The following is a 26,878-nucleotide window of genomic DNA, read 5'->3' as shown; positions in this document are numbered from 1 at the left end:
CACGGCCTGCAGTGGGCCGATCAGGCGCCGGCAGCGAGTACCAGCCGAGAGCGGGACATCTGCGTGAGCGACACGCGCGCGACGGCCACCGGCGCCATGGCCCGTGCGGGGTGCGGCCGGGAAGCCTCGCCGAGTATCGTCCGCTCGCGATCACCCGCGAAGACGAACAGCCGCAGCACCAGGAACCGTCCCGTCCCCGCGAGCCCGGATGCCCCGAGGTAGACGATCTGCTCGGTGAGCACGCCGGGCGACGACTGCACCAGGTGCAGGACGAGCACCGCGAGGGAGGTCACCGCGTAGGCGGCCGTGGCCGACCCGGCGGACTGCCAGTGCCGGCGCCACCCGGCCCGCTTCCCGGTCCCGAAGGTGAACAGCGCGTGCAGCTCGGTGCACAGGACGGTCGACACGACCGTGATCACCGCGTTCGCCACCACCCACGGCACCGACCCGGCCAGCAGCGCCACCGCACCGCTGGAGAGAACCCCGACACCCCCACCGCACACCACGAACCGGACGAAGGAGACGAACGCCCCGGGAGCGGCCACGCCCACTGGTTCGCTGCTCGTGATGCTGCTCATGTTGCTTCCGATCTGCTCGCTCCATGCGGCTAACGCTCGTAAGGCTACGAGTGTTAGCCGGTCAATTCAAGGGGGAGCGAGTGTGAGTTTCCAGCTGTAAGGTAACGGTCTGGAGGCGACGTATCGGCCACACTCATCGCACCAGGCGCAACGCGGTCGACTGACGTTTCCCGGGGCGGCCATCGCTCGGTGGAGCTGCACCCCTGGCCGATGGGTGCAGCTCACTTCGACCGTAGGGCCTGGGCAGTGGCGAGTTGTGTACGATTCATCGCCGCCACCCGGGCGAGCGCTTCGTGGTTCCGGTCGATGAGTGACCGTTGGACGGCCGCTTCGGCCGTGAACCACACGCCGACCAGGTTCGTCCGCCGCTTGCAGTCGACATCGGTCTTCGCGGTGTTCCGCTCGGCTGCCGACAGCGCTGTGCCCCGGAAACGCGGGTCCTCCGGCGGGTCGAGCGGACCGGCATAGTCGTACCCGCTCGCCCGCATGCATTGCGACCACTGTTCCGTCGCGGTCCGGACACCCTTGTCCTTGAGTGACCGTTCGTAGCTCTCCGCCGACAGCGCCTGGGCCAGGCCCGGGTTCACGTCCTTGGGGCTGCCCGCCCGTAGCCGCCGGCCGGCCTCTCCGGCGCATCCTCCCTCCGGCACCGTGACGCCCTTGACCCGGTTTCCTCCTTGACCGGTCAGTGCGATGCGCTCCCGCGGTCCCGGGTCGGCGGGCGGGGCCGACCCGGCCGGGGCGCGCAGCCGGTATCCGCGGGCCGCCGCTCCGGCCGGGTCGGTGATCCCGTACCGCCGCTCCGTCCAGCTCGTCAGACCGCCGCCCGCTCCCCCCTCGGTGACGGGCGGATAGTCGAACCCGAACCGAACCATGCACCGCCGTACGAGCACCCGATGTGCCTCGGTGACCTTCGTCGTCTCACCGGGGGACAGCAGGTACGCGTCCAGCGGGAGCCGGAGCCCGGTGCTCCGCAGCAGTACGGGCGCCTCTTCGGGCTGATCCCGGTGGCCTGCGGAGCACCCCGCGGTGAGCGGGGCGGCGGCCGTCAGCGCGAGCGCCACCACGATCCCGCGCAACGGACTATGTCCAGTAAATGGATTCGACATTGCCCCGGTAGGTCACGTTGTACTGGCCGCCCGTGTTCGGGGGCGCGCCCGCGCAACTGCCCGTGTAGCTGGTGCCCGTGCAGATCACTGCACTGCGCGTCGAGTCGTAGTTCCAGCCCCACTTCGCGGTGTTGCCCAGTGGCGTGCCCTGACCGAGGCCGGGCGTGGTGTAGACGTTGTTGTTGAGGTTGGCGTCGGCGACAGAGAAGTCGGACAGACTTCCGTTGCCGAGGATGTTGCTGGCGAAACAGTATTCGCCGCCGGTGCACACGCCGTCCTGATTCGCCTGGACGGATGTGGGTGCCGCGGTGGCGGACGAGGGGACCAGTACGCCGGCTGCGGCGCCTACCGCGAGCAGCGCACCGGTTAACTTGCCGATGGTCGACGTGATCATCGTTTGCCTTCCGTGATCTCCGGGCGCCTGAAGCGCCTTGGTCATGCACCATCATCACGAAGGTGGCAGGCCTCGTCTTCGTGACTTCACCAGCAACAGGCGCTCGGAACGGCGCCGGATTCTGTCACTTCTCACCAGCGGTCGCGGGGCGGTCGGCGGTCTGTGGCGGCGCCGCGCCTTTGAGCCGGGGGAGCGGAAGCGATCCCTCGGCTCGGACGATCTCGTGGGGACGAGCCGGGCCTCGTGGTGTGCCTGCCACAACGGATGTACCCCGGCGTCGAGTTCACCGATCGCGGCGGACATCGAGCCCGTGATCGGGTCACTGCTGATGATCACTGCACGGGCTCAGTTCCCCGCCACTCGACCATGATCAACCAACACGGGCTCGACGCTCCACCGCTTTGCTGTGCACGCTCTCCAGGACGCAGTCCTACGAGCGCAGTGCTCGGTGGATTTCGAGGACGAGCAGAGTGACTGCGATGAAGGTCCCTCCGGCCCACTTGACGATGTCACGGGGCTCGGTGTGCAGGGCGCCGGCAACCAGGGCCGCGGGGATGGCCGGGTCGTCGATCGTCAACGGCCGGACGCGGCCGTCGAACTGACGGTGCAGGATGGCCGTCGAACTGACGGTGCGGGATCAGGGACGGGACGCAGGCGACGTGCGCGCAGTGAAGTTGAGACACCACCACCGTGTCCACCTCGGCCGGGCCCAGGCCTTGTTGTCGTCGCCCTGCTCAACCGTGCTGTGAAACGGCGTCGCTTACAAGGCGCCACATTTCATAGTTCCCACATTCTGCCGTGATCTCGGCCGTCGCCTGAGCCGCGGTGATGAAGTCATCGACCACCGGCGAGGTGCGCGATGCCGCCACCGCGAGGCACACCTGGTCGGGCGCCAGATCCGGGATGGGCACGTAGACGACTTCCGGATGTGAGTAGAACACGGTCGTCGAACGGGCAAGGAACGAGATGCCCCGGCCGGCCGCGACATGTTCGAGCGTCTCGTCCACTCCGCGCACCACGTACCCGGCGTTGGGGTGCGGGCGCCTGGTGGGCTGCGTGCTCGGGTCGGCATGCCAGACCAGCGGTTCGCCGGCCAGGTCGGCCTCGGTGACCTTCTCCTCGCCTGCCAACCGGTGGCCGGTGGGCAGCACCGCCACCCGCGGCTCGGTGTACAGCGGGGTGACGCGCAGGCCGACCTCGTCGATGGGCAGCCGCACATAGCCGACGTCGATGCGACCGTCGAGCAGCATCGGGGCCTGGTCGTCCCATTCGATCCGCTGTACGTCCACGGTCACGTCCGGATGCCGGGCCTCGAACGCCTGCGCCGCCGGGATGACCGGGATGCCGGCCCGGAAACCGACTGTCAGTCGCCGGCTGCCGCGGGCGGCCATGGACACCCGGTGGCGGACCGCGTGCGCGGAGGCGAGCAGCGGACCGGCGTCGGCCAGCAGTTGTCGGCCCGCCTCGGTCAGCGCTACGCCGTGGCGATCCCTGATGAACAGCGGGGCGCCGAGATCCTGCTCCAGAGCGCGGATCTGCCGGCTGAGCACCGGCTGCGCGATATGCAGCTCATCGGCAGCGCGGCCGAAGTGCAACCGGTCGGCCACGGCGACGAAATAACGCAGTTTGCGCAGGTCCAGATCCATGGCGCCTCCCGGCCCTGTGATGCCTCCAGGGTATCACCACGCCTAAAAGAAGTCTTGGACACCTGCTCAGGCAAATGACAACCTGAATAGGTACCTAAGGGGGGCGAAGTGAATTCAGCATAGGTATTCAGCGGCGGAACTTGACAGTAGGTTCCAGACCCGGAATGAGCACATCGGGAATTGGGCGCCCTGCATCGAGTCATTCGACTGCGCCTATTGCGTAGACGGAACAACCGTTAACGACGGCTGGGTGGCATGGCGTCCTGTCCAGCTACAGAAAGCAGGCAAACCAATGAGCAGCATCAGCGTCATCGGCCTGGGGAACATGGCCGGCGCCCTGGCCGACCGGGCGCTCGCCGGCGGCAACTCCGTCGAGATCATCGGCCGAGACCTGGCCAAGGCCAAGGACTTGGCTGCCGTACTCGCAGGCGCCACTGTCGGAACGGCCCGCGCCGTCCCGGCCGGGGACATCGTCGTCCTCGCCGTGCCGTACGGCAGCGCGGTGGCAGTGGTGGATGCGTACGGAGAAGCGCTGCAGGGCAAGGTCATCATCGACCTCACCAATCCCGTCTCCCCCGATCTCCAGGGATTTGTCACCCCCGACGGCAGTTCCGGCGCGCAGGAGATCGCCAAGGCCGTCCCCGCCAGCACGCATGTCGTCAAGGCGTTCAACACCTTGTTCTCGCATGTTCTGGCGGCCGGCCCGGTCGAGGGTCGCCCTTTGGACGTGTTCATCGCCGGCGACGACGTGCGGGTAAAAGCACGCGTGTCGGCGTTCGTCGAAAGTCTCGGACTGCGCCCGATGGACACCGGGCAGCTGGCAATGGCGCGGGCACTGGAGAACGTCGCGCTGTTGCAGCTGGGCCTCGTCGCCCACTCCGTGAAGCACGCCAACTTCTCCCTCGGCGTCAGCATTCTCGGCTGAGCGCGCCCGCACCACCACTTCTCGCGCCACATCATTCACAAGGAGCACTAACGTGCGCGTTTTCGTCACTGGCGGGACCGGCCATTCCGGTTCGTACATCATTCCCGAGCTCATCACCGCCGGACATGAGGTCACCGGCCTGGCCCGGTCGGACACGGCCGCGGCGGCCGTGTCCGCGCTCGGCGCGAAGGTGCGTCGCGGTGACCTCGGGGATCTCGACGGCCTCAAGGAGGCGGCAGCGGACTCCGACGGCGTCATCCACGTCGCGCACAGGCAGGACCTGCTTCCCTCCGGCGGGCTCGACGCCGTGGCCGCCGCAGAGCTCCGGATCATGCACGCGTACGGCGAGGCACTGGAGGGAACGGGAAAGCCGCTGGTCGCGGCGGGGAGCATAGGCTCGCCGGGGAACCTGGGCCGGCCGGCCACCGAGGAGGACCCGGCCCTTCCCGGTGGCGACGAGTACAAGGGCACCCTGCGGGTTCGCAACGTCGTGGAAACCGCCGTGATCGGGCTCGCCGAGCAAGGGGTGCGGTCTTCGGTCGTGCGGATTGCCAACATCGCGCACAGCACGACCGATCGCGCCGGCTTCCTCATGCAACTGATCGCGCTCGCGAAGGAGAAGGGTTTCGTCGGCTACCCCGGAGACGGCGCGAACGTGTGGAACGCCGTGCACGCCCGCGATGTCGCCTCCCTGTTCCGCCTGGCGCTGGAGAAGGGGGCGGCCGGCAGATACTGGCACGCGGTCGGGGACGGGGCGATCCCGCTCCGCGAGATCGCCGAGGCCATCGGCAGCCGTCTGGGCCTGCCCGTCGTGAGCGTTCCCGCGGACGTACTGATGGTGCCCGGATACTTTGGGTTCCTCGCGAACATAGTCACGCAGAGCTACCCGGCGTCCAACCTCATCACCCGCCGGACCCTCGACTGGGAACCCGCTCAGCCCGGCCTGTTCGCCGATCTGGACAACGGCCATTACTTCCCCGCCAGTTGACGGCAGGGACCCGAATCGCAACGGGCCCGACGCACGACAAGAGTTCGGCTCTTCTGAAGGGACGCGCCCGGCACGCTGCTGCCTTCGCAGGCACCGGCATCACCCGCTCAGTTGGTCGGAGAGTTGGTCGGGGTGGCCTGGTGGAAGTACATCCTCCAGCCCGTGTCCGCCAGACGCCACAGAGAACTCCGCCATGCCCGACGGCCCTGGTTGTCGGAGAAGTACGTCAGATGGACGACGTCCGGGGCCAGAGCGACTCCGGACATGTGACTGACCTCGACCGGGGACTCCGTCGACACCGAGCCGCCACTTGTCACTGAGAGGATTGACTCCACATCCCATCGGCACCCGGAAGCCCCGAACTCGATGAACTCCGGATCCAGGAGTTCCAGGACACGGGCGGGAAAGGCGCGCATCTCGGGATCAAGAAGCCGCATTTCCCCAGCAACGGCCGCTTGCACGGCCAGCTCGCTCTCATCCGTCATGCGGGCAGCGTAGGCCCTCGCGCTCGGCTTGGGCGGGCGCTGGAAGGTGACGCGGTCCACCTCGTGGAGTCCGAGTCGGGCGCCGTAGCCGGAGGTCCACTCGAAGTTGTCCATGAGGGTCCAGTGGTAGTAGCCGAGGACAGGTGTGCCGCCTTGATCGCCTCGCGGGCGGCGCGGCGGCGCGGGTGAACCCGGCTTGCCCGCATGAGCCGGTGCAGTTCCTCTGACCAGCCAACTCGTGCCGCTGGGAGGTCGGCGAGAGGCCGGTGTGGGAAGCCGGGACGGACAGGTCGGCGAGGAGTCCTGCCGAGCGCCTGGCGCCGAAGCCGTCGGTCCGTGTCGTTCCCGCGAACGCCCCGAGCCCGGCCGGCCAGCCGTGATCCTCGCCTCGTTGCTGACACAAGCCCGGGCCTGTGGGGCGGTCCGGCTACTCCATGTCTTCGTACCCGTGATGGAACAGCGCGGAGAAGCTTGTGAACTTCTGTATCCACGCGATGCGCCCGCACGGGTACACAAGGTTCACCCGCCCGCTCACCCGCAGCACCCGTCGCTGGCCAGCAAGAACCCGCGGAGACTGGGCAGGAACCGCACCCCGAGCCGTTCTTCGGCCGCTGCCACGGTCTCCTCCCGGGCGGGCTCCTGCCCCAACCACCGCTCAAGCCGCCGCGGGAAGCCGTGGACCGGCGGGATGAGGGCCTGGCTGTCGTGCGGGTTCGCTGGGCGTGCGGTGCAGTCACCACCAAGGCGATGTGCACTTCGTCTGCCCGGCGTTCTTGAGGTAGCCGCACGCTCGGAACTGGTAGCCGGACACGTTCATCGTCGTCTTCGCCGCGCTGGTCTTCGAGGTCCCCGGGCCGCGGTTCACGGCGAAAGGTCCGCACTGGAGCCACGACGAGCCGCCGTCCGTCGTCCAGTCCATCCATACCAGGTCGTTGTTGACGGTAGTGCCGCTGATCTTGGCCCACCCTCGCTGCGCTCCGGCGACGGTGCCGTATTCGAGGGTGACGGTACGGCCGGCTCCCATGTCGCGGGATCGGACAACGGTTCCGGACCGGTCGTCGGAGATGTCGACGAACCCGGCGGCGCCGCCCGAGCAGTCGGCGGCTGTGGCCTGGGCTGAGTTGGTGGGTCCGACGATCGACAGGCCGAACCCGAGTGAGAGTGCAGCGGCGGATGCCGCCAGGCTGTGCCAGACACGGTTTTCCATGGATGGGTCCCCTTCTTGGTCACATCCGCTGTTAGCGGGTGGGTTGGGAGCACTCGTGCACGTTCTTGGCAGAGCGGCGCTCTGCTGGGCCGCGCGGCTCGGCTCGACGCGCGTAGGCCGGTGCGCGGGGCCGGCGCCGACAGGCGGTACTCGCCGACCGGATCACCGGCATCAAGGGCAGCTGCACATGCCGTTGCACTTGTACAGGAGAAGCCAGCCGCAGCCGACGATGGGTTCCAGGCAACCGCATGATTTATAGACGCAGCGGACAGAGCAGAAGTCCGAGACCGTGGAGCACTCGCAGTGTCCCCGTGTATCGCGCGGTAGCGCTTCCACTGCTCGCGCCACAGGGCAGCGCGATCCGCCGGGGACAGTTGCTGGTAGGCGGCATGCCGGAAGGCCGCTGGGTAACGAATGAACTCCGCGTAGGCGCGCGGGAGCTGGTTCGGATGCTTCTGAGCCCAGCTCCGGGCCCGTTCTGCGGCCTGGCCGGCGAAGGCGGGGGAACGGCCGGTCACCACGATGCCGCCGGCGACTGCGAGGCCGGCGCCAAGTCGCAGGAAACGCGCCCGTCCCATACCGGCCCGTTCCGCTGCCTCCGGGGTACGGGCCTTGGACCTGCGGCGCAACGTTCCGAAGGCGATGAGCACTCGCGCTCCGGATCGTGCTCCCAGGCGGCGGGCCAAGGGGACGCCCATGGCCGCCCCGGTCCAGGCCCGCACTTCTTCGTCCGCCACTCTCAGCAGGGTCGGCGCCCAGGCGGGCTCGGGGCCCAGAGCGCGGACACGCCATCCCTGCACTTGCGGGTCGGTCAGCGGCGCTATCTCCAGTTTGCCGTCGCAAGCGGCTTCGACTGCCTCGGAGAGTTCCCGACATGTTCCGCATGACGCGTCGAATGCCACGGTCCAGCGTGAAAGTTCCCCTGCCATCGTCTGCTCCAGATCGTCACTGTCGTCCTGGTCCTTCTCGGGTGTGGCACCGATCCGTTCTCGTCGACGGGTCTACTCTTCCGGCCCGGAGCGGTGGAGTGGTGTGCGTTGTGGGGGCGGTTTTCCTTCTCCAGGAGAAGATGCACCCTGTATCCGGGCCCGTCGTTACGTAGGAGCGCACAGCTCTTTAGTCTGCGTGCACCGAGCTGGACGAGGCCGAGGACGCGGTCGAGTGTGACGGCGGCGCCGACGAGGAGAAGCGCTTCACCGGTTCCCCTCGTCAGCGGGTGTCGATTTGCCCTGGAGCGCACTCGAAGGTGTTCGCTGGAGTGAAAGGGTCCGCTCCGCCACGTACAACGGCATGACGGCGCGGGCTCGGGCGGCGAGTTTCCTGAGGAGCATGCCATGACACAGAAGAACTGGTTCATCACTGGTGCCTCACGCGGATTCGGGCGTGAGTGGGCGATCGCCGCGCTGGAACGCGGCGACTGCGTGGCCGGGACGGCACGCGACCTGTCCACGTTGGATGAACTGGTCGAGACCTACGGGGAGCGGTTCCTGCCCCTGCGACTCGATGTCACGGACCGCGAGGCCGACTTCGCCGCCGTACGGCAGGCGCACGAGAGGTTCGGCAGGCTCGACGTGGTGGTCAACAATGCCGGCTACGGCCACTTCGGCATGGTGGAGGAGATCTCCGAGTCGGAGGCCCGCGCACAGCTGGAGACCAACCTGTTCGGGGCACTGTGGGTCACCCAGGCGGCCCTGCCGTTCCTGCGTGAGCAGGGCAGTGGTCATATTCTGCAAATCTCCTCCATCGGCGGGATCAGCGCGTTCCCGCTGGTCGGCATCTATCACGCGTCGAAGTGGGCGCTTGAGGGGATCAGTCAGGCGCTCGCCCAGGAGGTCGCGCCGTTCGGGATCAAGGTCACCCTGATCGAGCCCGGCGGCTTCGCCACCGACTGGGCCGGCTCCTCGTCGAGCACGTCCGAACCGCTGCCGGCGTACGCGGAGTTCCACAAGCAGGTACAGGAGCAGCGCCGCAAGCGCGTCGGCACCCCCGGCGACCCGAACGCGTCGGCTGCCGCCGTGATGGAGATCGTGGACGCCGACGAGCCGCCGCTGCGCTGCTTCTTCGGTACGGCACCGCTGGGCATCGCCAGGGCCGACTACGAGGGGCGCCTGGCGACGTGGGAGAAGTGGCAGCCGGTGGCGGAGCTGGCCCAGGGCTGAGGCGTCGTTGCGAGCCCCGGTCGACAACTGTTGCCTGTCGACCGGGGCTCAGTGACGCACAGCATCGGCGTATCGATATATAGATATATCGTCATCATAGTGGTCGCCCGTCGTGGGTCCTGTCGACGGATGGAGCCGTGCCGCACTCTGTCGTTGGATCCCGACTGCGGCCTCGTGGCCATGACGGCCGAGCGGGAAGAAGTACCCGCCGACCTGTGGAGGACCGAACCGAAACCGCAGCAGCTCGCATCGCAGGAGGACCGCCGTCCCCGACTCCGCCGCGCCGTGTCCAGGTCGGCAGGCGGAGATCATCGATCTACTAGTGAGCCCGTTCATCCGTCTCGTACTGTGAGTTCGCTCGGTCAGGGAAGCGCTCTCGACGTAGGCGGGGTAACTCATGCGAAGCGCAGGCAAGTTGCTGATACCGGTCGCCGCTGCAGCAGCGCTGCTCACAGTTTCGGGGTGTTCGGAGGACAAGCCGACCGCTACCCGGGCCTCTGCCTCGCCGTCCGAGCTCGCTCGCTACACGGCCGCTCCCGGGTCCGCCACTCCGACGGAGAGCCCGACGACGGCCGCACCCGCGAAGTGCGTGAAGACCGCGGGCATGAACAACAAGCAGTTGACCGACTATCTGGGGGAGTTGCGCAGCAGCGGTGGCGCGTACCAGTCCAAAGGCTTGACCCTGGACTCGTCCGGTTTGAACTTCACTCCGGAGGCGGTCCAGCGGCCGTGCGAGGCGGTCAAGGTGAAGCTCGCCCATTACTGGGTCGATGTCGAGAAGACGAGGGATGCGACCGCTGTCACCCCCGCACGCTATGAGTACCAGTACTCGCTCATCGAGGCCGCCTCCTCCTACAAGGCGGGCCCGAAGGACGGCAGAGTTCCCGATACCGCGCCGCCGGGAGGCAACGGCTGTCAGGGCACGGTCTCGGTGGCCTATCTCGGCGATGACATTCCCGTGGAATCCCTCCCGTACGACTTGGAGTTGACCGGTACGACAGCCCCTGTCCCGGTCGAGGTGCACGAGGACGGGGTGCTGTCCGCGATCTACATCTCGCCCGTCGATGTGGAGTCCTGCTGAGGTCTCCTTCGGGGCTCTTGGACGGCCGGGCCCAGGTGCCGATGCCGTCGGCACCCGGCCGCGGAGGACCGGCGGTCGATCTAAGGCCGGGGCGTTGTCGAACACGCCCCGGCCCGTCCCGTACGCCGCTTGTCGACCACCCCTGCATCAGGGGCCGTTCGTCCCGCCGGCCACCGCGATGGTGACGGCCTCGGGGTGGTCCTGGATGTATGCCCTGACGACCGACTCGAAGGTGTCGTCGGGGCGCAGGCCGAGTGCCGTCGCGCGTGCGTTGTCGAACGAGGCGGGCCACGAACCGACGATCGCCTCGACGGCGGAGTCGGGCGCGACGGTCACCAGGTCGGCGACGGCGTCGCCGGCCACCCTCCGCAGCGCGTCGAGCATGTCGGCGACCGTGACGGTGAGCGCCGGCAGATTGACCGGAAGCCTGCCCTCGACTGAGCCGGGGCCGCTGCCGCGTCCGGCCTCGGTGACGCGGAGGATGCCCTCGACGGTGCGCCGCGGTGAGGCCAGTGCGACGCGCAGGCCGGGGTCGACCGGGCAGGTGGCCGGGAGGCCGGAGAGGGGCTCGCGGATGATGCCGGACAGAAAGCCGGAGGCGGCTGCGTTCGGCGCGCCCGGCCGTACCACCACGGTCATGAGGCGCGCCACGCGTCCGTCGATGAAGCCCCGGCGCGTGTATTCGGCGATCAACTGCTCACAGACGCGCTTCTCCATTCCGTAGCTCGACTGCGGCGTCGGCAGCGTCCACTCGTCGACCACGGGCGGCAGGGGCGCCGCGGGGTCGGAGCCGTACACCGCGACGCTGCTGGAGAACACCACCCGGGGCGTCGGCCCGCCGGCGGCCGACTGGGCGCGGGCGGCATCGAGCAGCGCACGCGTCGTGTCCAGGTTGGCGGCCATGCCCAGGTCGAAGTCGCTCTCGCACTCGGCCGACACGGCCGACGCCAGGTGGACGACCACGTCCACGGGCTGCCTGAAGACGTCGTCGAGGCGCTCGCCCAGGTCGCCCTGGACGACGTCCACCAGCGGGTGGTCCGCCACCGGCGTCGCGGCCGGCACGTACCGGTCGGCGAGCAGCAACCGGTCGATGGGCGCACCGCACAGGGTCCGCCGTGCGAGCAGAACGTCGGTGACCCGCTGTCCCAGGAAACCGAAGCCACCGGTGATGACGATCCTCATACGGTCCTCCTCGTGCCGCTCGGCGGCTCGGCCGGCCGGCCGGTCGCTCGCTCACCGTCGTGCGAGACCGGGGTTGGCATCGAAGTAAGCTAAGGCTAGCCTTACCGCGTGTCGAAGAATCCGCAGTTGATGCCCCGGCAGCCCCGGCTGTTCCGTTGTCACGTCGTGCGCAGTGAGCGTTACACGTCCTCGATGCAGCGGGTCACGGTGACCGGACCCGACCTCTCCTCGTTCCCGTGGCAAGGCTACGACCAGTGGTTCCGGTTGTTCCTGCGGAAACCGCACCAGGAGGAGTTCGTCCTGCCGGAGATCTCCGGGCCGACCTGGTGGAAGCCGTTCCTCGCCGTACCGGAGGAGGAGCGGGCGCACTGCGCGAACTACACCGTGGCCGACTTCCGTCCCGGCGCGGCGGAACTCGACATCGACTTCGTCGTGCACTGCGGTCCGGGTGGCGAACCGGAGGGCGCCGCGGCGATCTGGGCCTGCGGGGTGGCCCCCGGTGAGGAACTCGCCCTCCTCGACCAGGGGTTGCTGTTCGACTGCCCCGACGACGCCTCCGAGGTACTACTCGTCGCGGATGAGAGCGGTCTGCCCGCGACGGCCGGCATCCTGCGCTCCCTCCCGCGGGAAGCGGTGGGCCGTGTCATCCAGGAGATCCCGACCGCGGACGACCGCCGCGACCTGGACGCCCCGGCCGGAGTGAGCGTCACCTGGGTGGTGCGCGACGACCCGTCCGCGGTTCCCGGCGCCGCCGCACTCGCGGAGTTGCGCCGGCACGTGCCCGCCGGCCCGACGGGTTATGCCTTCGTCGTGGGGGAGTCGACACTCGCCACCGAGGGCCGACGACACCTGCACCGCTCGGGACTGCCGAAGTCGCGCATCACCTTCTCCGGCTTCTGGAAGCGCGAGACACAGGAGAAAGCCGCCGCCGCCTGACCGGCACCGCGTGCAAGGGGCCGTCCCTGCCTCACGGCCCCCTCCCGCAGACGTCACTCGTCCGGCGACGGGCGCAAGTGGAGGACGACCGCCGCCGTTCCGAGTGCCGGCACGGTGACCGGGACGGTTCCCCCCGGCTCCACGTCGATGGCGCGCGGGGCCAGGCCGAGGTAGTTGGTGCGGAACGCCTGCCCGACGGCGCGTGGGGTGCCGACCCGGCAGGTGACCGGTGCGTCCGCCAGGGACTGCAGGCGGATCATGAGCCGGTCCTCGCCAGGGACGGTCAGTCCGACGAGCCGCACCCGGGCGTCGTCCAGGGTCAGCAACCGTGTCTGCGCCGGTGGTTCCGCCTCGGATCCGACGTGGGCCCCGGCGCGGGCGCGGACCGGCACCAACGGGTGACCGGTGACGGCCGCGGTACGCACGGCCAGTTGTTCGCCGAGCCCTTCGGCGGCGTTCCCGTCGGCTTCGGTGAAGGCGACGCTGTAGCGGAACGTGTGGTGGAACGCCTGCTGGGAGGGGAAGTTGGTGTCCCAGATGTTGTTGTGCACCCAGGAGAAGACAGTGCCCGGCTCTTCCTGCGGGAGTGACTGGGGATAGGGCGCGTACGGGATCGCGATCCCGCCGAGTTGTACGAGCGGGGCGTCGGCGGTCGCCAGGGCGGCGTGGTGGGCGGCGTCGCTCAGGCTGATCCAGCGGCGGATCGCGCGCATGTGGGTGGCGGACCCCGGCACGGTCTCCCGGTCGGTGCCGAGGACGCCGCCGGTGGCCTCCGTGCGCACGGTGGGGTCGTCCAGGGCGAACGGGAAGGCGAAGAAGGCGCTCTCCTTGGTGAGCGTCGCCGTCTTGTCGATGCGGTTCTCCAGGTCGATGCGGGCCGCGTCGTGCGGGAGGTGCACCCTCACCCGGAGTCGGAGGGTCCCGGCCGGGGCGCACTCGTAGACGAGGGTCTGGCCGGTGGCATCCGAGGTGCGGTCGACGAGTGCCGCGGGCGGCGCCGTGCTGCGCGAGGCGAGCAGATGCATCGAGTCGTCGGCGACGGTCTTGCTGGACTGGTGGTTGAACGCGCCGGCCGTGGCGTACTCGTCGTACACGTAGCCGTTGAAGCCGGTGACGGCGTCCTGCCGGACCAGTTCGCGTCCGGTGTGCTTGTCGACGACGGAGCCGATGCAGGCCCCGCGCAGGTCGACGGTGACCCGCAGATGGTCGTTCTCCAGGACGGCCGGGTCCGCGGACGTCTCCGCCCGATCGTTGCCCCGCGAGGCAGGGGCAGGAGCAGTAGCAGTGGCAGGTTCAGGGACAGGAGCGGTGCCGGGCACGATGTCCAGGCGCAGCGAGCCGCAGGCCGGCACGTCGGCGACAGGTACGTGCAGGAACCGGCCGGCGGCCCGGTGCCGGTCGTTGCTCTGGGCCTCCTCCACGAACGGCAGGGCGGCGCCGGTGCGGGCGTCCAGGACCTGAACCGCGTCGGACAGCGCGACGGTGCTCTCCGGCAGGAAGAGCCGTGCCGTCTCCGTCCGCGGCCAGCTGCAGGTGTTGACGACGTGGAAGGAGCCCAACGCGTCGGAGGGCGCGGCGAAGGCCTCCCCGAGCAGTGCGGACGCGGCGTCCAGGAGCGTCTCCGCGTCGTCGTGGGCGCGCATGGCCTGTGAGTACTTCCAGTGCCACTGCCGCTCCCCGGACCCGTGGCCGTGATCTCCGTGGGTCCATGGATCTCCGGCGCCCCAGGTGTGCTCGTTGAACAGCGAGGCCGCCCGGTAGACGGCCGGCGCCTTCGCCGTGACCGCCGTGCTGCCGGGTACGCCCAGCAGGTGCGCGTACCCGGCCACCGTCTGGGCCTCGGCGAGGGCCGCCTGGCCGCGGCGCGTGGCGGCGAGCGGGACGGCGCCGGCGCCGACCCCGTCCACCCACCAGTCGCTCCAGTCGCCCCGGTAGGTCTCCAGGCGGTCCCCGACGCGCTGCTCGGCGTCCGCGAAGAAGTCCTCGTTGCGGGAGGCCCGCAGCTGCGGGTAGGCCCACTGCTCGTTCCAGCGGCGCACCGTGTCGGAGATGATCCGGCGCGGCGGGCCGTTGTCCGCGAACTTGCCCAGCACGCGCAGGTGCAGGATGTCCCACGGATAGGTGTCGACGCCGGCGGTGGCGGCGGAGGTCCGGTCGAGGATGGGGAAGCCGGGAATCCCGCGGCCCTCGTGCGGATAGGGGAACCGGGCCAGGGCGGCCAGGTAGGCGGGCAGCAGGTCGTCGACACTGTCGTAGGACTCGTCGAAACCGAGGATCGAGCCCTCCATGTACGCCAGACCGTGCGGTGTGTCCGTACGCCATACCAGGACGCTGTTGCCGCTCGGCGCCTGCCAGCGGAACAGCCGCGGCAGGTGTTCCCCGCCGACGAGGTGCGGGACGGCCCGCCCGGCCCAGTTGTGCGCCACGGACAGGTAGCGGATGCCGTTGTCCGCCAGGACGTCGGGCAGTCCGACCACCTGCCCGGGCACGTCGGTCTGCATGGCCGTGGTGATGTCGATGCCGTGGCGGTCACGCAACTCCGTGACGGGGCGCAGCAGTTCGTGCAGTTCGTCCGTGGAACAGGTCTCCGTGTGGAGGTTGAACGGCATCGCCGTCAGCTCGACCCGTCCCTCACGCACCCGGTCCAGGAAGTTCTCCACCTGGCGTGCGGGCCTGTTGGCGCTCCAGTCCTGGAAGGAGTGGAACCCTTCGACGGCCCAGCGGAACCGGGCGGGCTCCGGCCAGTCGTCGGTGTCCCGGCACAGTTCGAGCAGCGAGTCGAGATAGGCGCGGGACTCGGCCATGACCCGGCCCTGCGGGTCGGTGTAGCCGATGTCGAGGTGGGAGTGCTGCACCAGGTGCAGCGTCCAGTGGCGCTGCGGGCGGGCCTCGAAGTCGAGCCAGGTGCCTGCCGCCAGGTCGGGGAGTTCGATCCGCAGGGGAGTGGGCGCGTCCACCTCCGGCACCAGGACGCGGAGGTCCGTCCCGGGGCCGGAGAGGAGTTCGCTGCGGACGGGCGTGCCACCGCCGGTGGTGACCCGGACCCTCGTGACGCGCGGCGCCCCGGAGCCGGCCGCCGCGCCCGGACGGTGCAGCCGTACCCGGATGGACTGCAGCAGTCCGCCGGAACCGTGGTGACGCAACAGGGGTTCGCCCGACAGGCGTACCTCCAGGTCACCCAGTCCGACGGTGGCGGTGACCACGCGGTCGCGCAGGATGCCGCGCGCGATGTCGGAGTCCCACCAGGACGGCCGGGTCAGCGGTGGCTTGGGCATGGTGCGTGATCGTCCTTCGAGTCGGGGTCGGGAGTGGGTGGTACGGGGCCGTGGCGGCTCGCTACCGTCGCGGGCGCTGATCCTGCTCCGGCCCGCCGCCGTGACCGCGCCGGTCGACCCGGGCCAGGGTGGCGAAGATCTGCACCATGGCCGACTGGTTGAGGGTCGCGGCCGGCGCCTGCGGGTCGTAGTCACCGCCGTTCGACGGCTGGAAGCGGAACAGCCCGGTGGCGGTGTCCCGGTTGGTCGTGTACGTGCTGTCCGCGTAGCCGCTCATGGCCTGCCGGTAGGCGGGGTCGGGGCGGACGGCGTCCAGGTCGAGCAGGTCCTTGAAGTAGAAGGCGTTGAACACGGCCGGCTGGTCGTGCAGGCGGGTGCCCTGCGTCCAGTACGCGAGCGAGGCGTCGGCGTCGGTGACGGCCTTGGTCAGCCAGCCGGTCCTGCCGGTCCCGCGGTAGAGCGCGGTGGCCGTGCCTATCATGGCGCCCGAGTTGTACGTCCACAGCGTCTCGTTGGTGCCGCCGTCGTCGTTGCGGTCGTTGACGTACAGGCCCGGTGCCTTGCGCATGCACGAGGACACCCAGCCGTACCACTGCTCGGCCTTCTGGAGGTAGGCGCGCTTGTGGGTGTGCTCGTAGAGCCGTGCGGCGAGCTGCGCCGAGAGCGAGGTGACATTGGTGGCCCGGACGTTGTTGTTGGGCGAGTCGACCCAGTCCATGCCGCCCGGACAAGCCTTGCCGGTGTCGCCGTCCCAGGCGCGGGTGACGACCGGTATGACCTGCTCGGCCCGTCGCAGGAGCGTGCGGTCGCCGGTGGACTCGTACTGGTCGAGCTGGCTCAGTGCGACCACGGCGTTGTCGTCGTAGTACACGTCCCCGCCCGAACCGAGGGGCGCGGGCAGGTACGACTGGTAGCCGGGCCGGTCGCCGTCGGCGAAGTACAGCTCGACCGTGTCGAAGCGCTGCGCCGCGTCCGGACGGAACTCCGCCCCGGTCCCCGGGAGTTCCTGCATGTCGACGGCCGCCGCCGCGGCCTCGCGGAACGGCCACAGGTAGGAGTGCGCAGGGTCGGCCGCCTGCCGTGGCGTGTGCTCCAGGTACAGACCGTGCTGGTCCGTGCCCTCGTACAGATGGGTCTGCAGGGCCGAGTAGGCCTCGGTGGCGCGGTCGGCCCACAGGGACTGCGGGACGGGGCGGGGCCGGGCGGGGTGGTCGGACGCGGCGCGTGCGGGGACGGCGGTCCAGAGCAGGCCCGCGCAGACGGCGGTCACGGTGGCGCGGCGGAGCAGCGGTCGCGGCATGGTTCACCCTTCGCGAAGAGGAGGGAGGAGGCGGCGTACAGAGGTCAGCGGTGGATCTTGAGGCTGCTGATGAAGAAGCGCTGGGCGGAGAAGAACAGCACCAGGGTCGGCAGGGAGACGAGGAGGGCGCCGGCCAGCACGACCGGGGGACCGACGTTGGAGTAGTTGCCCTGGAGGTCGGCGAGCGCGGCCATGACCGGCCGGATGTTGCGGCTCGTGGTCAGCGTGATGCCGAACATCAGGTCGTTCCACACGGCCACGAACTGGAACACGAACACGGCGACGATGGCGGACCTGGTGAGCGGCACGTGGATCTGCCAGAACAGCCGCCACCAGGACGCGCCGTCCAGGCGCGCGGCCTCCACGACCTCCTTCGGCAGGGTGAGGGCGTAGTTGCGCATGACGAAGAAGGCGAAGGGGATCGCGATCGCCGTGTAGATCAGGACGAGCCCGAACTGGGTGTCGTACAGCGACGATTCCGCGTACGAGAGGAACAGCGGGCGGATGAAGACCTGCAGGGGCAGCAGGGTGCCGGAGTAGATCAGCCAGAACCACAGCGCCCGGTGCTTGACGGGCATGATGACCGTGGCGAAGGCGGCACCCGCGGCCAGTACGGCGGCGGCCAGCGCGCTGACGACGGAGTACAGCAGACTGTTGCCGAACGCCGGGCCGAGGTCGGCCTTGTCCCACGCCTGGGACATGTTGTCGAACAGCCCGAAGTCCGTCGGGAGCCAGTGCGGGCTGCCCGAGTAGCTTTCGGCCGGCACCAGGGCGTTGACCACCAGGAGCCAGGTCGGGACCAACCAGAGCAGGGCGAGCACCGTGACGGTGCCGGTGCGCAGGACGCGGCCGAGGGACATGGTCATTCGCCTTTCACGTCGAGCTGACGGCGCAGGTAGAGCCAGGAGGCCGCCAGGACGATGACGGTGAGGACGACGGCGATCGCCGCGCCCGCGCCGGGCCGCAGCTCCAGGAAGGTCTCGTTGTACATGGACACCGCGAGGGTCTCCGTGGCCCGTCCCGGGCCGCCCTGGGTGAGCACCCAGATCAGGTCGAACGACTTGAGGCCGTTCACCAGGCTCATGCCGATCACGATGATCGACACGGGCCGTAGCTGCGGCAGGACGATGTGGCGGAACTGCTGCCAGCTGCCCGCGCCGTCCAGGGAGCCGGCCTCCAGGGTCTCGGGCGGGATGGACTGCAGTCCGACCAGGAAGAGGATGACGGCCACACCGGTCGCCTGCCAGGCGTTGGCGAGGATCATCACGAGGGTGTTGCCCGGCCAGGTCAGCAACCACCCTTGAGCGAACGAGTCCAGGCCCACCGTGGTCAGCACCTGGTTGACGGCACCGTCGGTGGTCAGCATGAAGTTCCAGACCACCGCCACCGCGGAGCCCGACAGCGCGTAGGGCAGGACGACACACAGCCGCGCGAGGCGCGAGAAGCGGGTGGCGTCGGTCATGCAGGCGATGGCCAGCCCGAGCACGAAGGGGAGCACGACCGTGCCCACCACCCACAGCAGCGTGTTCTGGATCGAGCGGGTCAGGGCCGGATCGGAGGCGAACCGGGTGTAGTTGTCGAACCAGCTGAACGGGGAGGTCCGGGTGTCGGCGAAGAAGCTGCGGTGGATGGTCCACACGAACGGGGCGAGCAGGAACACCGCGACCAGGAGCACGGCCGGCGCCATGAACCCCCCGGCCGTCAGGCTCTCGCGCCTGCTGATCCAGGTGTGTCGCTCCGCGGGACGCGGGTCCCCGCCGACGGGCGGTGTTTGTCTGCTCCCGCCGGTGGCGGGTCGGTCGGTCGTAGAAGTGCTCATGCCTCGTCGCGCCTCCAGGCTGCCCATTCGTCTTGTGCACGCTCCTGCATCCGGCGCAGCGTGGTCTCCGGTGAGGTCTGCCCGGCCATGAACCCGCCCAGGTCGTTGGTGTTGCCCTGGATGAGGCTCGGCGGGCTGGCCTCCCAGTAGCGGATCAACGGGATCCGGCGTTCCTTGGCGACGTCGCGCTGCAGCTCGGCCACGACGGGGTTGTCCGACCGGACCGTCGGGTTGGCGGAACTGTCCTGCAGGAAGTCGCTCCACACCCGCTGGACGGGCGGGGCGAGCCACGCCCCGACGTTCGCCAGGGCGGCGTCGTGCGAGGAGGCGCGGGCGGGCACCGTGAAGACGCCCGACTCGGCGATCACGCTCTTCGGCGTCGCGGACCGCACGGTGGGCAGGATGAACGCCCCGTAGTCCGCACCCGGCTTCATGCCCGCCGCGGTCATGCCCTGGGCCTGCCAGGTGCCGTGCAGGAACATGCCGACCGTCCCGGCCTTGAGCGCACCCGGGCCGCGCGCCTGGTCGAAGTCGGGCGACGTCATCCAGCCCTTGCGCATGAAGTCGTGCCAGATGTCCATCGCCTCGCGGGCCGGGTCGTCGGTGTACGAGGCCTCGCCGGTGACCAGTTTCTGGTAGAACCGCGGATCGACCTTGGTGACCAGTTCCTGGAACCACTCGATCGCGGGCCAGCCGCCGACCTGACTGGCCAGGAACGGCGTGATCCTGTTGCGCTTGAGGACCTCGGCGCAGTGCAGCAGTTCGTCCCAGCTCCGCGGCTCGGACAGCCCGAGCCTCTTGAACACCGGCTTGCTGTAGAACAGCACGTAGTACGACTCGTACAGCGGGATGCCGTACACCTTCCCGCGGTACGACACCGCGTCCCGCGAGGCGCCGCGCACCCATCCCTTCGCCTGGTACTTGCCCCAGACGCCCGACAGGTCCGTGAGTCCGCCGGCCCGGGCCAGCCGCTTGAGCTGGTAACCCGAGGCCCACTTGACCAGGTCGGTGGCCTTCGAGGTCTGCAGCGTCATTTGTACGACCTGCTGGTACGAGGTCACCGAGGGGTTCGACAACGGCCGCAGCGCGTAGCCGGTGATCTTCTCCAGTTCACGGCCGGCCGCCCGGTAGCCGTCGTCCCAGGTGGCGTTGTCGTTGGAGATGCTCGTGGTCCCCGGCTGCGCCGACGTGCTGTCTCCGCGGGCGCAGCCCCCCGCGGCGAGCGTGGCCGCGCCCGCGGCCATCCCGGCGAGAAGGCGTCGCCGGGTGAGCGGCGCGGCCGCACTTCGGGTCCTGCCCGATGCTGACATTGATCACCTTCACGGAAGCGAGCCATGTGCATGGCCGGATGTGAACCACAGGGCACAGGTGTGTCCCGGAACGCCCGGGGTTGCCGAGTGGGTGTTGCGTGGAAGTTAACGACAACATCTCCGCAGTGGCAAGGGTCTGTAAGACGGAAGAAGCGGAAAGGGATGCACGACCAGCGAAAGTGCCAGCTTGCGAGGTTGTGTGTCCGTTCAAATGACCACCGATCGAGGATGGACTCTCTCGGACAGGCATTGTTATCGTTAACGCACCGACAGAACCTACTGAGGAGCAGATGTGCAGTCCGCGTCTCGTTCGTACGACCCCCACCCCAGTTACGAACCGGTCGACGGGCGGGTGACCGAGGGGTGGCCGGCCGCGGTCGCCGCACTGCCACCCGGTCCGCTCGTCCTGGCCGTGGACGGTCCTGCCGCGCTGGACTGGGACGCCCTGGCCGACGGCCTCACGGCGGCCGTGCGCCTCGCGGGTCGACCGGCACAGCCGTGGGACGTACGCGATCACTACGCGCCCTCCGCCGCCGAACGGATCGCAGCCCCGCCGCACCCCGCCGACGATCCGTTCTTCACCCCGCTCTCGCAGGCGGGTGTCGCGGATCTCTTCGACTCCGTGCCCCGGCCGGAAAAGCCGGTGGGCGACGGAGTGCTGCTGGTCTTCGGGCCGGGCGCGGCGCTCTGCGAACCGGACCTGCTCTGGTACGCCGACCTGCCGAAGCGGTACGCCGAAGCCGCTGTCGGCAAGGGCGGGCTGCCGGTCGGCGCCAACCTCGGGCGGCCCGGCGAGCCGGGCGACCTGGTGCGGCTCTTCTACACCGACTGGCCCGTGTCGGACCGCCACCGCGACGCGATCGCCGGCCGGATCGACCGGTGGATCGACACGCAGGACCCGGCGGCCCCCGCCTCCCTGGACGGCACCGCGCTGCGCGGCACACTGCGCCACCTGGCCCACGGGCCCGTCCGCACCCGCCCGTACTTCAACTCCACGCCCTGGGGCGGCCAGTGGGCGGCGAGCGAACTGGGCTTCACCCCGCAGGCAGGCAACACCGCCCTCGGCTACGAACTGATCGCTCCCGAGGCGGGGGTCCTCGTCGGCGAGAAGGGCGCGGCGCAGGTCGAGATCCCGTTCCAGCTGCTGTGCGTCGAGCATCCCGAGGCCATGCTCGGCGAGGAGGTGCACCGCCGGTTCGGCACCTCCTTCCCGATCCGCTTCGACTACCTCGACACGATGGGCGGCGGCAACCTCTCCCTGCACCTCCATCCGCGCGAGCAGTACATGCGGGAGGTGTTCGGCTGGCCGTACACCCAGCACGAGACGTACTACGTCACGGCGAACGAGGACGGCGCCCGCGTGCTGCTCGGACTCACCGAGGACGCGGACCCCGAGGCCATGCGCCGCCAGGTGGAGGAGGCCATCGCCGACGGCACCCCGCTGCCCGTCCAGGACCACATCCAGACGCACCCGTCGGTCCAGGGCCAGCTGTTCATGATCCCCGCGGGCACCCCGCACGCCTCCGGTGCCGGCAACCTGGTCCTTGAGGTGAGCGCGACCCCGTACCTGTACTCCCTGCGCCTGTACGACTGGCTGCGCAAGGACGCCGCCGGCGCGTCCCGGCCGTTGCCCTACGAGCACGCCTTCGCCAACCTGGACACGGCACGGCGGGGGGAGGACGTGGTGAAGGACCTGATCCAGCAGCCGCGTACGCTGCGCGCCGGCGAGGGCTGGCGCGAGGAGGTCATCGGCGCGCTGCCCGAGATGTTCTACGCGGTCCACCGTCTGGTCGTCGCCCCGGGGGCCGGCATCCCCGACGACACCGCGGGCCGCTTCCACATCCTCAACGTCGCCGCCGGCCAGGGCGCCGTCGTCGAGACCCACGACGGACGCAGCCACTTCCTGGCCTTCGCGGAGACCCTCACGGTCCCCGCCGCGGTGGGCCCCTACCGCGTGCGTTCCGTGGGCGGCGACGAGGTGCGGATCGTGAAGGCGCTGGTGGTCGAGCCGTGAGCGTGGCCCCCACGGGCCGGCCGACCGTGCCGGTTCCCGTCCTCGACGTCGGCGGTACGCACGTCACCGCCGCGCTCGTCGACCCCGCGACCGGCCGACCCGTCGCGTCCTCGGTGATCCGCAGACCGCTCGGTTCGCACGAGGCCGCCGACGGCATCCTCGACGACATCGCCCGTACCGCGCTCCAACTGCCGGTCGGACACGGCCCGTCCTGGGGCGTGGCGATGCCCGGACCCTTCGACTACGACACCGGGATCGGCCGTTTCACGGGTATCGGCAAGTTCGAGTCCCTGTCCGGCGTGAACGTGGGCGCCGGACTGCGCCGGCGGCTGCAGGAGCGGGCCGAGCGGCTGTGCTTCCTCAACGACGCCGACGCCTTCGCCCTCGGCGAGCACCGGGCCGGGGCGGCCGAGGGACACGACCGGGTGGTGTGCCTGACACTGGGCACCGGCATCGGCTCCTCCTTCCTGCGGACCGGACTGCCCGTGCACGACGGCCCCGACGTGCCGCCCGGCGGCCACGTGCACCGGCTGGACATCGACGGCCGCCCGCTGGAGGAGACGGTCTCGCGCCGTGCCATCCGCCTCCACCACGCCCGGCTCGCGGCTCCGCACCGGGAGCCGGACCCGAGCCAGGAGCTCGCCCTGCCGGACGTCCACGAGATCGCCGCGGCGGCCGAGCAGGGCGACACCGCCGCGTCGGAGGCCTTCCGCTACGCTTTCGACGCCCTCGGCAGGGCCCTGGCCCCGTGGATCGACCGTTTCGAGGCCACCGCGGTCGTCGTAGGCGGTTCCATGGCGCAGTCGTGGGATTTGATCCATCCCGCGTTCACCCGGGGACTGGCTCGGGCCGACAGGTCGCCCGTACGCGTTCTGCAGGCCCGGCAGCCCGCGTCGGCACCGCTGATCGGGGCCGCGCACTGGGTCCGGCGCACGGGGGGCACTTCATGAGGACCGGTCCCGGGCGAGGTCGCCGCGGCAGGCCGACGAAGAAGGGGGAACGGGCATGACCGCTCGTCGAGGCGGCGGGCCGACCATGCATGACGTCGGGAAGCTCGCGCAGGTCAGCGCCATGACCGTCTCCCGCGTACTGAAGAACGACCCCGGTGTGTCCGAGGCGACCAGGGAACGCGTCTTCGCCGCGGTGGACCGGCTCGGCTACCGCCGCAACGAGACCGCGCGCAGCCTGCGCCTCGGCGGCAGCGGGATGATCGGCCTGGTCGTCACCAACCTCGCCAACCCCTTCTACTCGCGTCTCGCGCTCGGCGTCCAGGAAGTCGCCACCGAGTACGGCTTCCGGATGGTGCTCAGCAACTCCGCCGAGCAGGCCGACCGGGAGCCCGGCCTCGTCGACGGACTCATCGACCACCAGGTCGAAGGACTCATCGTCGTCCCCGCCGGCAGCCGGCAGCAGCACCTGGCCGCCGCCATGCGCCACGTCCCCGTCGTGCTCGCCGCACGGCCGCCCGCCGGACTCGACACCGACTGCGTGCTGGTCGAGGACTTCCACGGGGCCCGCGAGGCCACCGCCTGTCTGCTGGCCGAGGGGCACACCCGCATCGCGTTTCTGGGCAACCCGCCCTCGCTCTACACCGGGGCCGAACGGCTGCGCGGGTTCTGGGCGGCACACGACGAGGCCGGCGTCGAGCCCGAGAGCGCCCTCATCCGGCAGGGCCTCGTCGACGCGGCGACAGCCGAGGCGGCGACCCTCGCACTGCTGGACCGGCCCGACGCCCCCACGGCGCTGTTCTGCACCAACAACCGCATCAGCCAGGGCGCCATCCGGGCCCTGCACAAGTCGGGTGTCACCCTGCCCCTGGCGGGCTTCGACGACTTCGACCTGTCCGACGTCCTCGGCCTGCCGCTGACCCTCGTCTCCTACGACGCCGACGAGATCGGCCGGGAAGCCGCACGCCTGCTCATCGACCGACTGGGCCACAAGGACGCGGAGCAGCCCCCTTCCCGCCGCGTCACGATCCCCACGCGCGTCGTCCGCCACGGCGTCCACGCCGACGGCCGCGCACTCGGCACACCGCGGACCGACACGTAACAGGTCACGTAACGGGTCACCTGACAAGTCACGTAACAGGTCACGCAACAAGTCACGTCAAAAAGAAGGGCCGACCATGCAGTTCCCCACGAGTGTCGCGGACCATCCGCTGGTTCGGCGCGCGGTGCGGCACCTCGACGCCCTCGGCGACCCGCGCCACGGACAACTGCTGGTGCGCTGTCTGGACGACACCCTCGCGCGCACCATCAGGACGATGCCCGACGGCAGTGCGTTCGTCGTGACCGGCGACATCCCCGCCATGTGGCTGCGCGATTCGTCGACCCAGCTGATGCCCTACCTCGCGCTCCTGCGGGACGACAAGGGCCTGCGGGATCTGGTGGCGGCCGTACTGGAGCGGCAGTTCGACCAGATCCGGCGCGCCCCGTACGCGAACGCCTTCAACCCCGAACCGTCGGGACGCGCGCACGACGGCGACGACCTGTGCGAGGACCCCTGGGTGTGGGAGGAGAAGTACGAGGTCGACTCCCTGGCCTTTCCGCTCCTGCTCGCCCACCGCTTCTGGCGGGCCACCGGCCGCACCGACCACCTCGACGGGGCGGTGCGCACCGCTCGCACCGTGCTCACCGTGTGGCGCACCGAGCAGGACCACGAGCACCTGTCCTCCTACCGCTTCTCCCGGTCGTCAGGCCCGGCGAGCGACACGCTGCCCCACGCGGGCCGGGGAACGCCCGTCGCCCGCACCGGCATGACCTGGAGCGGATTCAGACCGAGCGACGACGCCTGTACGTACGGGTACAACGTGCCCGCGAACCTGTGCGCGGCCGCCGCCCTCGACGGGACGGCCGAGATGGCACACCAGGTCGGGGACAGGGCACTGGCCGAGGACGCCACCGCACTATCGGCCGAACTGCGCGAAGGGGTCGCCCGCCACGGAACGGTCGACCACCCCGACCACGGCACGATCTACGCCTACGAGGTGGACGGACTCGGCAACGCCCTCCTGATGGACGACGCCAACATGCCGAGCCTCCTCTCCCTGCCGCTGGTCGCGAACGTGTCCACCGCCGACCCGCTGTACCGCGCCACGCGCGAGTTCGTCCTCTCCCCGGCCAACCCGACCTGGTACCGGGGGAGCGCGGCCGAAGGAGTGGGCAGCCCGCACACCCCCGAGGACCACATCTGGCCGATCGCCCTCGCGGTGGAGGGGCTGACCAGCGACGACGACCAGGCGCGGCTCGCGGCGCTGCGCACGCTGGCGGACACCGACGCGGGCACCGGCGCCATGCACGAGTCCTTCCACAAGGACGACCCGCACCGGTTCACCCGCCACTGGTTCTCCTGGGCCAACGCGATGTACGCGGAACTCGCCCTGGACGTGGCCGGCCTCGGGACCCGCCCCTTGTGGTCCGGCGCCTCTCCACATCCGCCCGCCCCTCCGGCGTGAACCGCTCGGTGTCCTGCGGGCCGTGACCTCGCACGGCCGCGGCGGGCCGGTGCGCGCCCCGGCACACCACCCGCGGGCCCCCGGCCGACCGTGGCTGCTGGAGGCGGGGTGGCCGACGCGCCGCCGGCTCGGCAGGGAGTCGTGCCGCACCTCCCCGTCACCGGGCTACGCCCAGCAGGCTCGTTGTTCGCGGCGATCCGGGGGTAGCGTTCTCGACATGGACTTTCGCACCACAGTTGAGCGTGCTCAACGCCTCAAGCAGCTGCATGCCGAGTACAAGCCGCTCGTGCTTCCGACCGTCTGGGACGCCTGGTCGGCGCGGACGGCAGCCGGCGCAGGATTTCCCGCGCTGACGATCGGCAGCCATCCACTCGCCGACTCCCGGGGGGCCGAGGACCACGAGGGGCAGACCTTCGAGGAAGTACTCGCCGCCGTCGGGCCGATCATCGCGGCGGTCGACGTCCCCGTGTCCGTGGACCTGGAGGCCGGGTACGGACAGAAGCCCGCGGATCTCGTCGCCGGACTCATCGAGGTCGGCGGCGTCGGTCTCAACATCGAGGACACCGTCCACTCGGACGGCGGACGCGTGCGCAGCACGCAGGAGCACGCGAGTTACATCGCCGGCCTGCGCGCGGCGGCTGACGACGCGGGCGTCCCGGTCTGGGTCAACGGGCGTACCGACCTCTTCCTGCACGCGAAGGATGCCTCCGGTGTCCTCGACGAGGCGATCGAGCGACTGCGGGCCATGGAGCAGGCCGGCGCCGACAGCGTCTACCCGGTGGCCATCCAGGACAACGACGACCTGCTCACGGCGGTGACCGGCGCCGTCGCCATTCCCGTGAATTCCACGGCCCATCCCGTCAAGCACGACCTTGAGCGCTTCCGCCGTCTCGGCGTCGGTCGGATCACCTACGGTCCGCTGCTGCAGATCGCGTTGACGGACACGATGAAGGACATGCTCGGGCCGTGGGCGCCCTGACGGGTTGATCGAGCGTCGGGCGCACTTGAGGAAGGGC

Annotated in this window: 24 protein-coding genes; 10 read left to right on the top strand and 14 right to left on the bottom strand. The window is 70.0% G+C overall.

Features of this window, described 5'->3' with window-relative positions:
• Positions 1 to 20: 20 nt before the first annotated feature.
• From ACH4DZ_RS35100 to ACH4DZ_RS35080, 5 genes are all read right to left on the bottom strand, one after another.
• On the bottom strand, positions 21 to 578 hold the full coding sequence (locus ACH4DZ_RS35100) for a hypothetical protein (protein ID WP_398292111.1): 558 nt from the start codon (positions 576 to 578) through the stop codon (positions 21 to 23).
• A gap of 221 nt (positions 579 to 799) precedes the next feature.
• Positions 800 to 1,657 (bottom strand): hypothetical protein, encoded by an 858-nt coding sequence (locus ACH4DZ_RS35095; protein WP_398292109.1) that lies wholly within the window; start codon positions 1,655 to 1,657, stop codon positions 800 to 802.
• Positions 1,658 to 1,661: 4 nt separating this feature from the next.
• Positions 1,662 to 2,126 (bottom strand): hypothetical protein, encoded by a 465-nt coding sequence (locus ACH4DZ_RS35090; protein ID WP_398292107.1) that lies wholly within the window; start codon positions 2,124 to 2,126, stop codon positions 1,662 to 1,664.
• Positions 2,127 to 2,511: 385 nt separating this feature from the next.
• A complete protein-coding gene (locus ACH4DZ_RS35085) occupies positions 2,512 to 2,658 on the bottom strand; it encodes a hypothetical protein (RefSeq protein WP_398292105.1) in 147 nt (48 codons plus the stop codon).
• Positions 2,659 to 2,815: 157 nt separating this feature from the next.
• On the bottom strand, positions 2,816 to 3,727 hold the full coding sequence (locus ACH4DZ_RS35080) for a LysR family transcriptional regulator (RefSeq protein ID WP_398292103.1): 912 nt from the start codon (positions 3,725 to 3,727) through the stop codon (positions 2,816 to 2,818).
• Positions 3,728 to 4,019: 292 nt separating this feature from the next.
• On the opposite strand from ACH4DZ_RS35080, the gene ACH4DZ_RS35075 reads away from it, so the two are divergent.
• Positions 4,020 to 4,652 (top strand): NADPH-dependent F420 reductase, encoded by a 633-nt coding sequence (locus ACH4DZ_RS35075; RefSeq protein ID WP_398292101.1) that lies wholly within the window; start codon positions 4,020 to 4,022, stop codon positions 4,650 to 4,652.
• A gap of 52 nt (positions 4,653 to 4,704) precedes the next feature.
• On the top strand, positions 4,705 to 5,640 hold the full coding sequence (locus ACH4DZ_RS35070) for an SDR family oxidoreductase (RefSeq protein WP_398292099.1): 936 nt from the start codon (positions 4,705 to 4,707) through the stop codon (positions 5,638 to 5,640).
• A 107-nt stretch (positions 5,641 to 5,747) separates the two neighbouring features.
• On the opposite strand, the gene ACH4DZ_RS35065 is transcribed toward ACH4DZ_RS35070, so the two are convergent.
• The 3 genes from ACH4DZ_RS35065 to ACH4DZ_RS35055 all read right to left on the bottom strand — a co-directional run bounded on the left by ACH4DZ_RS35065 (position 5,748) and on the right by ACH4DZ_RS35055 (position 8,124).
• Positions 5,748 to 6,641, bottom strand: coding sequence for a family 1 glycosylhydrolase (locus ACH4DZ_RS35065; protein ID WP_398292097.1), 894 nt, complete (start codon positions 6,639 to 6,641; stop codon positions 5,748 to 5,750).
• Between the two features lie 217 nt (positions 6,642 to 6,858).
• The gene (locus ACH4DZ_RS35060; protein ID WP_398292095.1) at positions 6,859 to 7,332 is read right to left on the bottom strand and encodes a hypothetical protein; all 474 of its coding nucleotides are present in this window, start codon (positions 7,330 to 7,332) and stop codon (positions 6,859 to 6,861) included.
• Between the two features lie 171 nt (positions 7,333 to 7,503).
• The gene (locus ACH4DZ_RS35055) at positions 7,504 to 8,124 is read right to left on the bottom strand and encodes a bacteriocin fulvocin C-related protein (RefSeq protein WP_398292093.1); all 621 of its coding nucleotides are present in this window, start codon (positions 8,122 to 8,124) and stop codon (positions 7,504 to 7,506) included.
• A 542-nt stretch (positions 8,125 to 8,666) separates the two neighbouring features.
• On the opposite strand from ACH4DZ_RS35055, the gene ACH4DZ_RS35050 reads away from it, so the two are divergent.
• Both ACH4DZ_RS35050 and ACH4DZ_RS35045 read left to right on the top strand, forming a co-directional pair.
• Complete coding sequence (locus ACH4DZ_RS35050; protein ID WP_398292091.1) at positions 8,667 to 9,491, top strand: SDR family oxidoreductase; 825 nt, start codon at positions 8,667 to 8,669, stop codon at positions 9,489 to 9,491.
• 604 nt (positions 9,492 to 10,095) lie between these two features.
• Positions 10,096 to 10,572, top strand: a complete 477-nt coding sequence (locus tag ACH4DZ_RS35045) for a hypothetical protein (RefSeq protein ID WP_398292090.1) — start codon at positions 10,096 to 10,098, stop codon at positions 10,570 to 10,572.
• Positions 10,573 to 10,719: 147 nt separating this feature from the next.
• Here the strand turns inward: ACH4DZ_RS35045 and denD are convergent, their stop codons facing one another.
• Positions 10,720 to 11,754, bottom strand: a complete 1,035-nt coding sequence (gene denD, locus ACH4DZ_RS35040) for a D-erythronate dehydrogenase (protein WP_398292088.1) — start codon at positions 11,752 to 11,754, stop codon at positions 10,720 to 10,722.
• A gap of 108 nt (positions 11,755 to 11,862) precedes the next feature.
• Here denD and ACH4DZ_RS35035 point away from each other — a divergent pair, with 108 nt between their 5' ends.
• On the top strand, positions 11,863 to 12,690 hold the full coding sequence (locus tag ACH4DZ_RS35035; protein ID WP_398292086.1) for a siderophore-interacting protein: 828 nt from the start codon (positions 11,863 to 11,865) through the stop codon (positions 12,688 to 12,690).
• A gap of 53 nt (positions 12,691 to 12,743) precedes the next feature.
• On the opposite strand, the gene ACH4DZ_RS35030 is transcribed toward ACH4DZ_RS35035, so the two are convergent.
• From ACH4DZ_RS35030 to ACH4DZ_RS35010, 5 genes are all read right to left on the bottom strand, one after another.
• Positions 12,744 to 15,965, bottom strand: coding sequence for a glycoside hydrolase family 38 C-terminal domain-containing protein (locus ACH4DZ_RS35030; RefSeq protein ID WP_398292083.1), 3,222 nt, complete (start codon positions 15,963 to 15,965; stop codon positions 12,744 to 12,746).
• Between the two features lie 61 nt (positions 15,966 to 16,026).
• Positions 16,027 to 17,265: a glycoside hydrolase family 76 protein gene (locus tag ACH4DZ_RS35025; RefSeq protein ID WP_398292080.1), complete on the bottom strand. Its 1,239-nt coding sequence runs from the start codon at positions 17,263 to 17,265 to the stop codon at positions 16,027 to 16,029.
• Between the two features lie 44 nt (positions 17,266 to 17,309).
• Positions 17,310 to 18,131: a carbohydrate ABC transporter permease gene (locus ACH4DZ_RS35020; protein ID WP_398292077.1), complete on the bottom strand. Its 822-nt coding sequence runs from the start codon at positions 18,129 to 18,131 to the stop codon at positions 17,310 to 17,312.
• Positions 18,128 to 18,952 carry a carbohydrate ABC transporter permease gene (locus tag ACH4DZ_RS35015; RefSeq protein WP_398292299.1) on the bottom strand — a complete coding sequence of 275 codons (825 nt, stop codon included), beginning with the start codon at positions 18,950 to 18,952 and terminating at the stop codon, positions 18,128 to 18,130. Before ACH4DZ_RS35015 ends, ACH4DZ_RS35020 begins: the two co-directional genes overlap by 4 nt.
• A gap of 128 nt (positions 18,953 to 19,080) precedes the next feature.
• Positions 19,081 to 20,394: an ABC transporter substrate-binding protein gene (locus ACH4DZ_RS35010; RefSeq protein WP_398292075.1), complete on the bottom strand. Its 1,314-nt coding sequence runs from the start codon at positions 20,392 to 20,394 to the stop codon at positions 19,081 to 19,083.
• Between the two features lie 292 nt (positions 20,395 to 20,686).
• Between ACH4DZ_RS35010 and ACH4DZ_RS35005 the strand changes: the two genes are divergently transcribed.
• From ACH4DZ_RS35005 to ACH4DZ_RS34985, 5 genes are all read left to right on the top strand, one after another.
• Positions 20,687 to 22,408 (top strand): class I mannose-6-phosphate isomerase, encoded by a 1,722-nt coding sequence (locus ACH4DZ_RS35005; RefSeq protein WP_398292073.1) that lies wholly within the window; start codon positions 20,687 to 20,689, stop codon positions 22,406 to 22,408.
• On the top strand, positions 22,405 to 23,358 hold the full coding sequence (locus ACH4DZ_RS35000; protein ID WP_398292071.1) for an ROK family protein: 954 nt from the start codon (positions 22,405 to 22,407) through the stop codon (positions 23,356 to 23,358). Before ACH4DZ_RS35005 ends, ACH4DZ_RS35000 begins: the two co-directional genes overlap by 4 nt.
• Positions 23,359 to 23,413: 55 nt before the next feature.
• Positions 23,414 to 24,457, top strand: coding sequence for a LacI family DNA-binding transcriptional regulator (locus ACH4DZ_RS34995; protein WP_398292069.1), 1,044 nt, complete (start codon positions 23,414 to 23,416; stop codon positions 24,455 to 24,457).
• Between the two features lie 76 nt (positions 24,458 to 24,533).
• Positions 24,534 to 25,862, top strand: coding sequence for a glycoside hydrolase family 125 protein (locus tag ACH4DZ_RS34990; RefSeq protein WP_398292067.1), 1,329 nt, complete (start codon positions 24,534 to 24,536; stop codon positions 25,860 to 25,862).
• Positions 25,863 to 26,079: 217 nt separating this feature from the next.
• Positions 26,080 to 26,841, top strand: coding sequence for an isocitrate lyase/phosphoenolpyruvate mutase family protein (locus tag ACH4DZ_RS34985; protein ID WP_398292065.1), 762 nt, complete (start codon positions 26,080 to 26,082; stop codon positions 26,839 to 26,841).
• Positions 26,842 to 26,878: the final 37 nt, after the last annotated feature.

It is taken from the genome of Streptomyces sp. NPDC017991 (assembly GCF_044328075.1).
Classification (GTDB): Bacteria; Actinomycetota; Actinomycetes; order Streptomycetales; family Streptomycetaceae; genus Streptomyces.
This window is presented reverse-complemented; position numbering and strand designations above follow the sequence as displayed.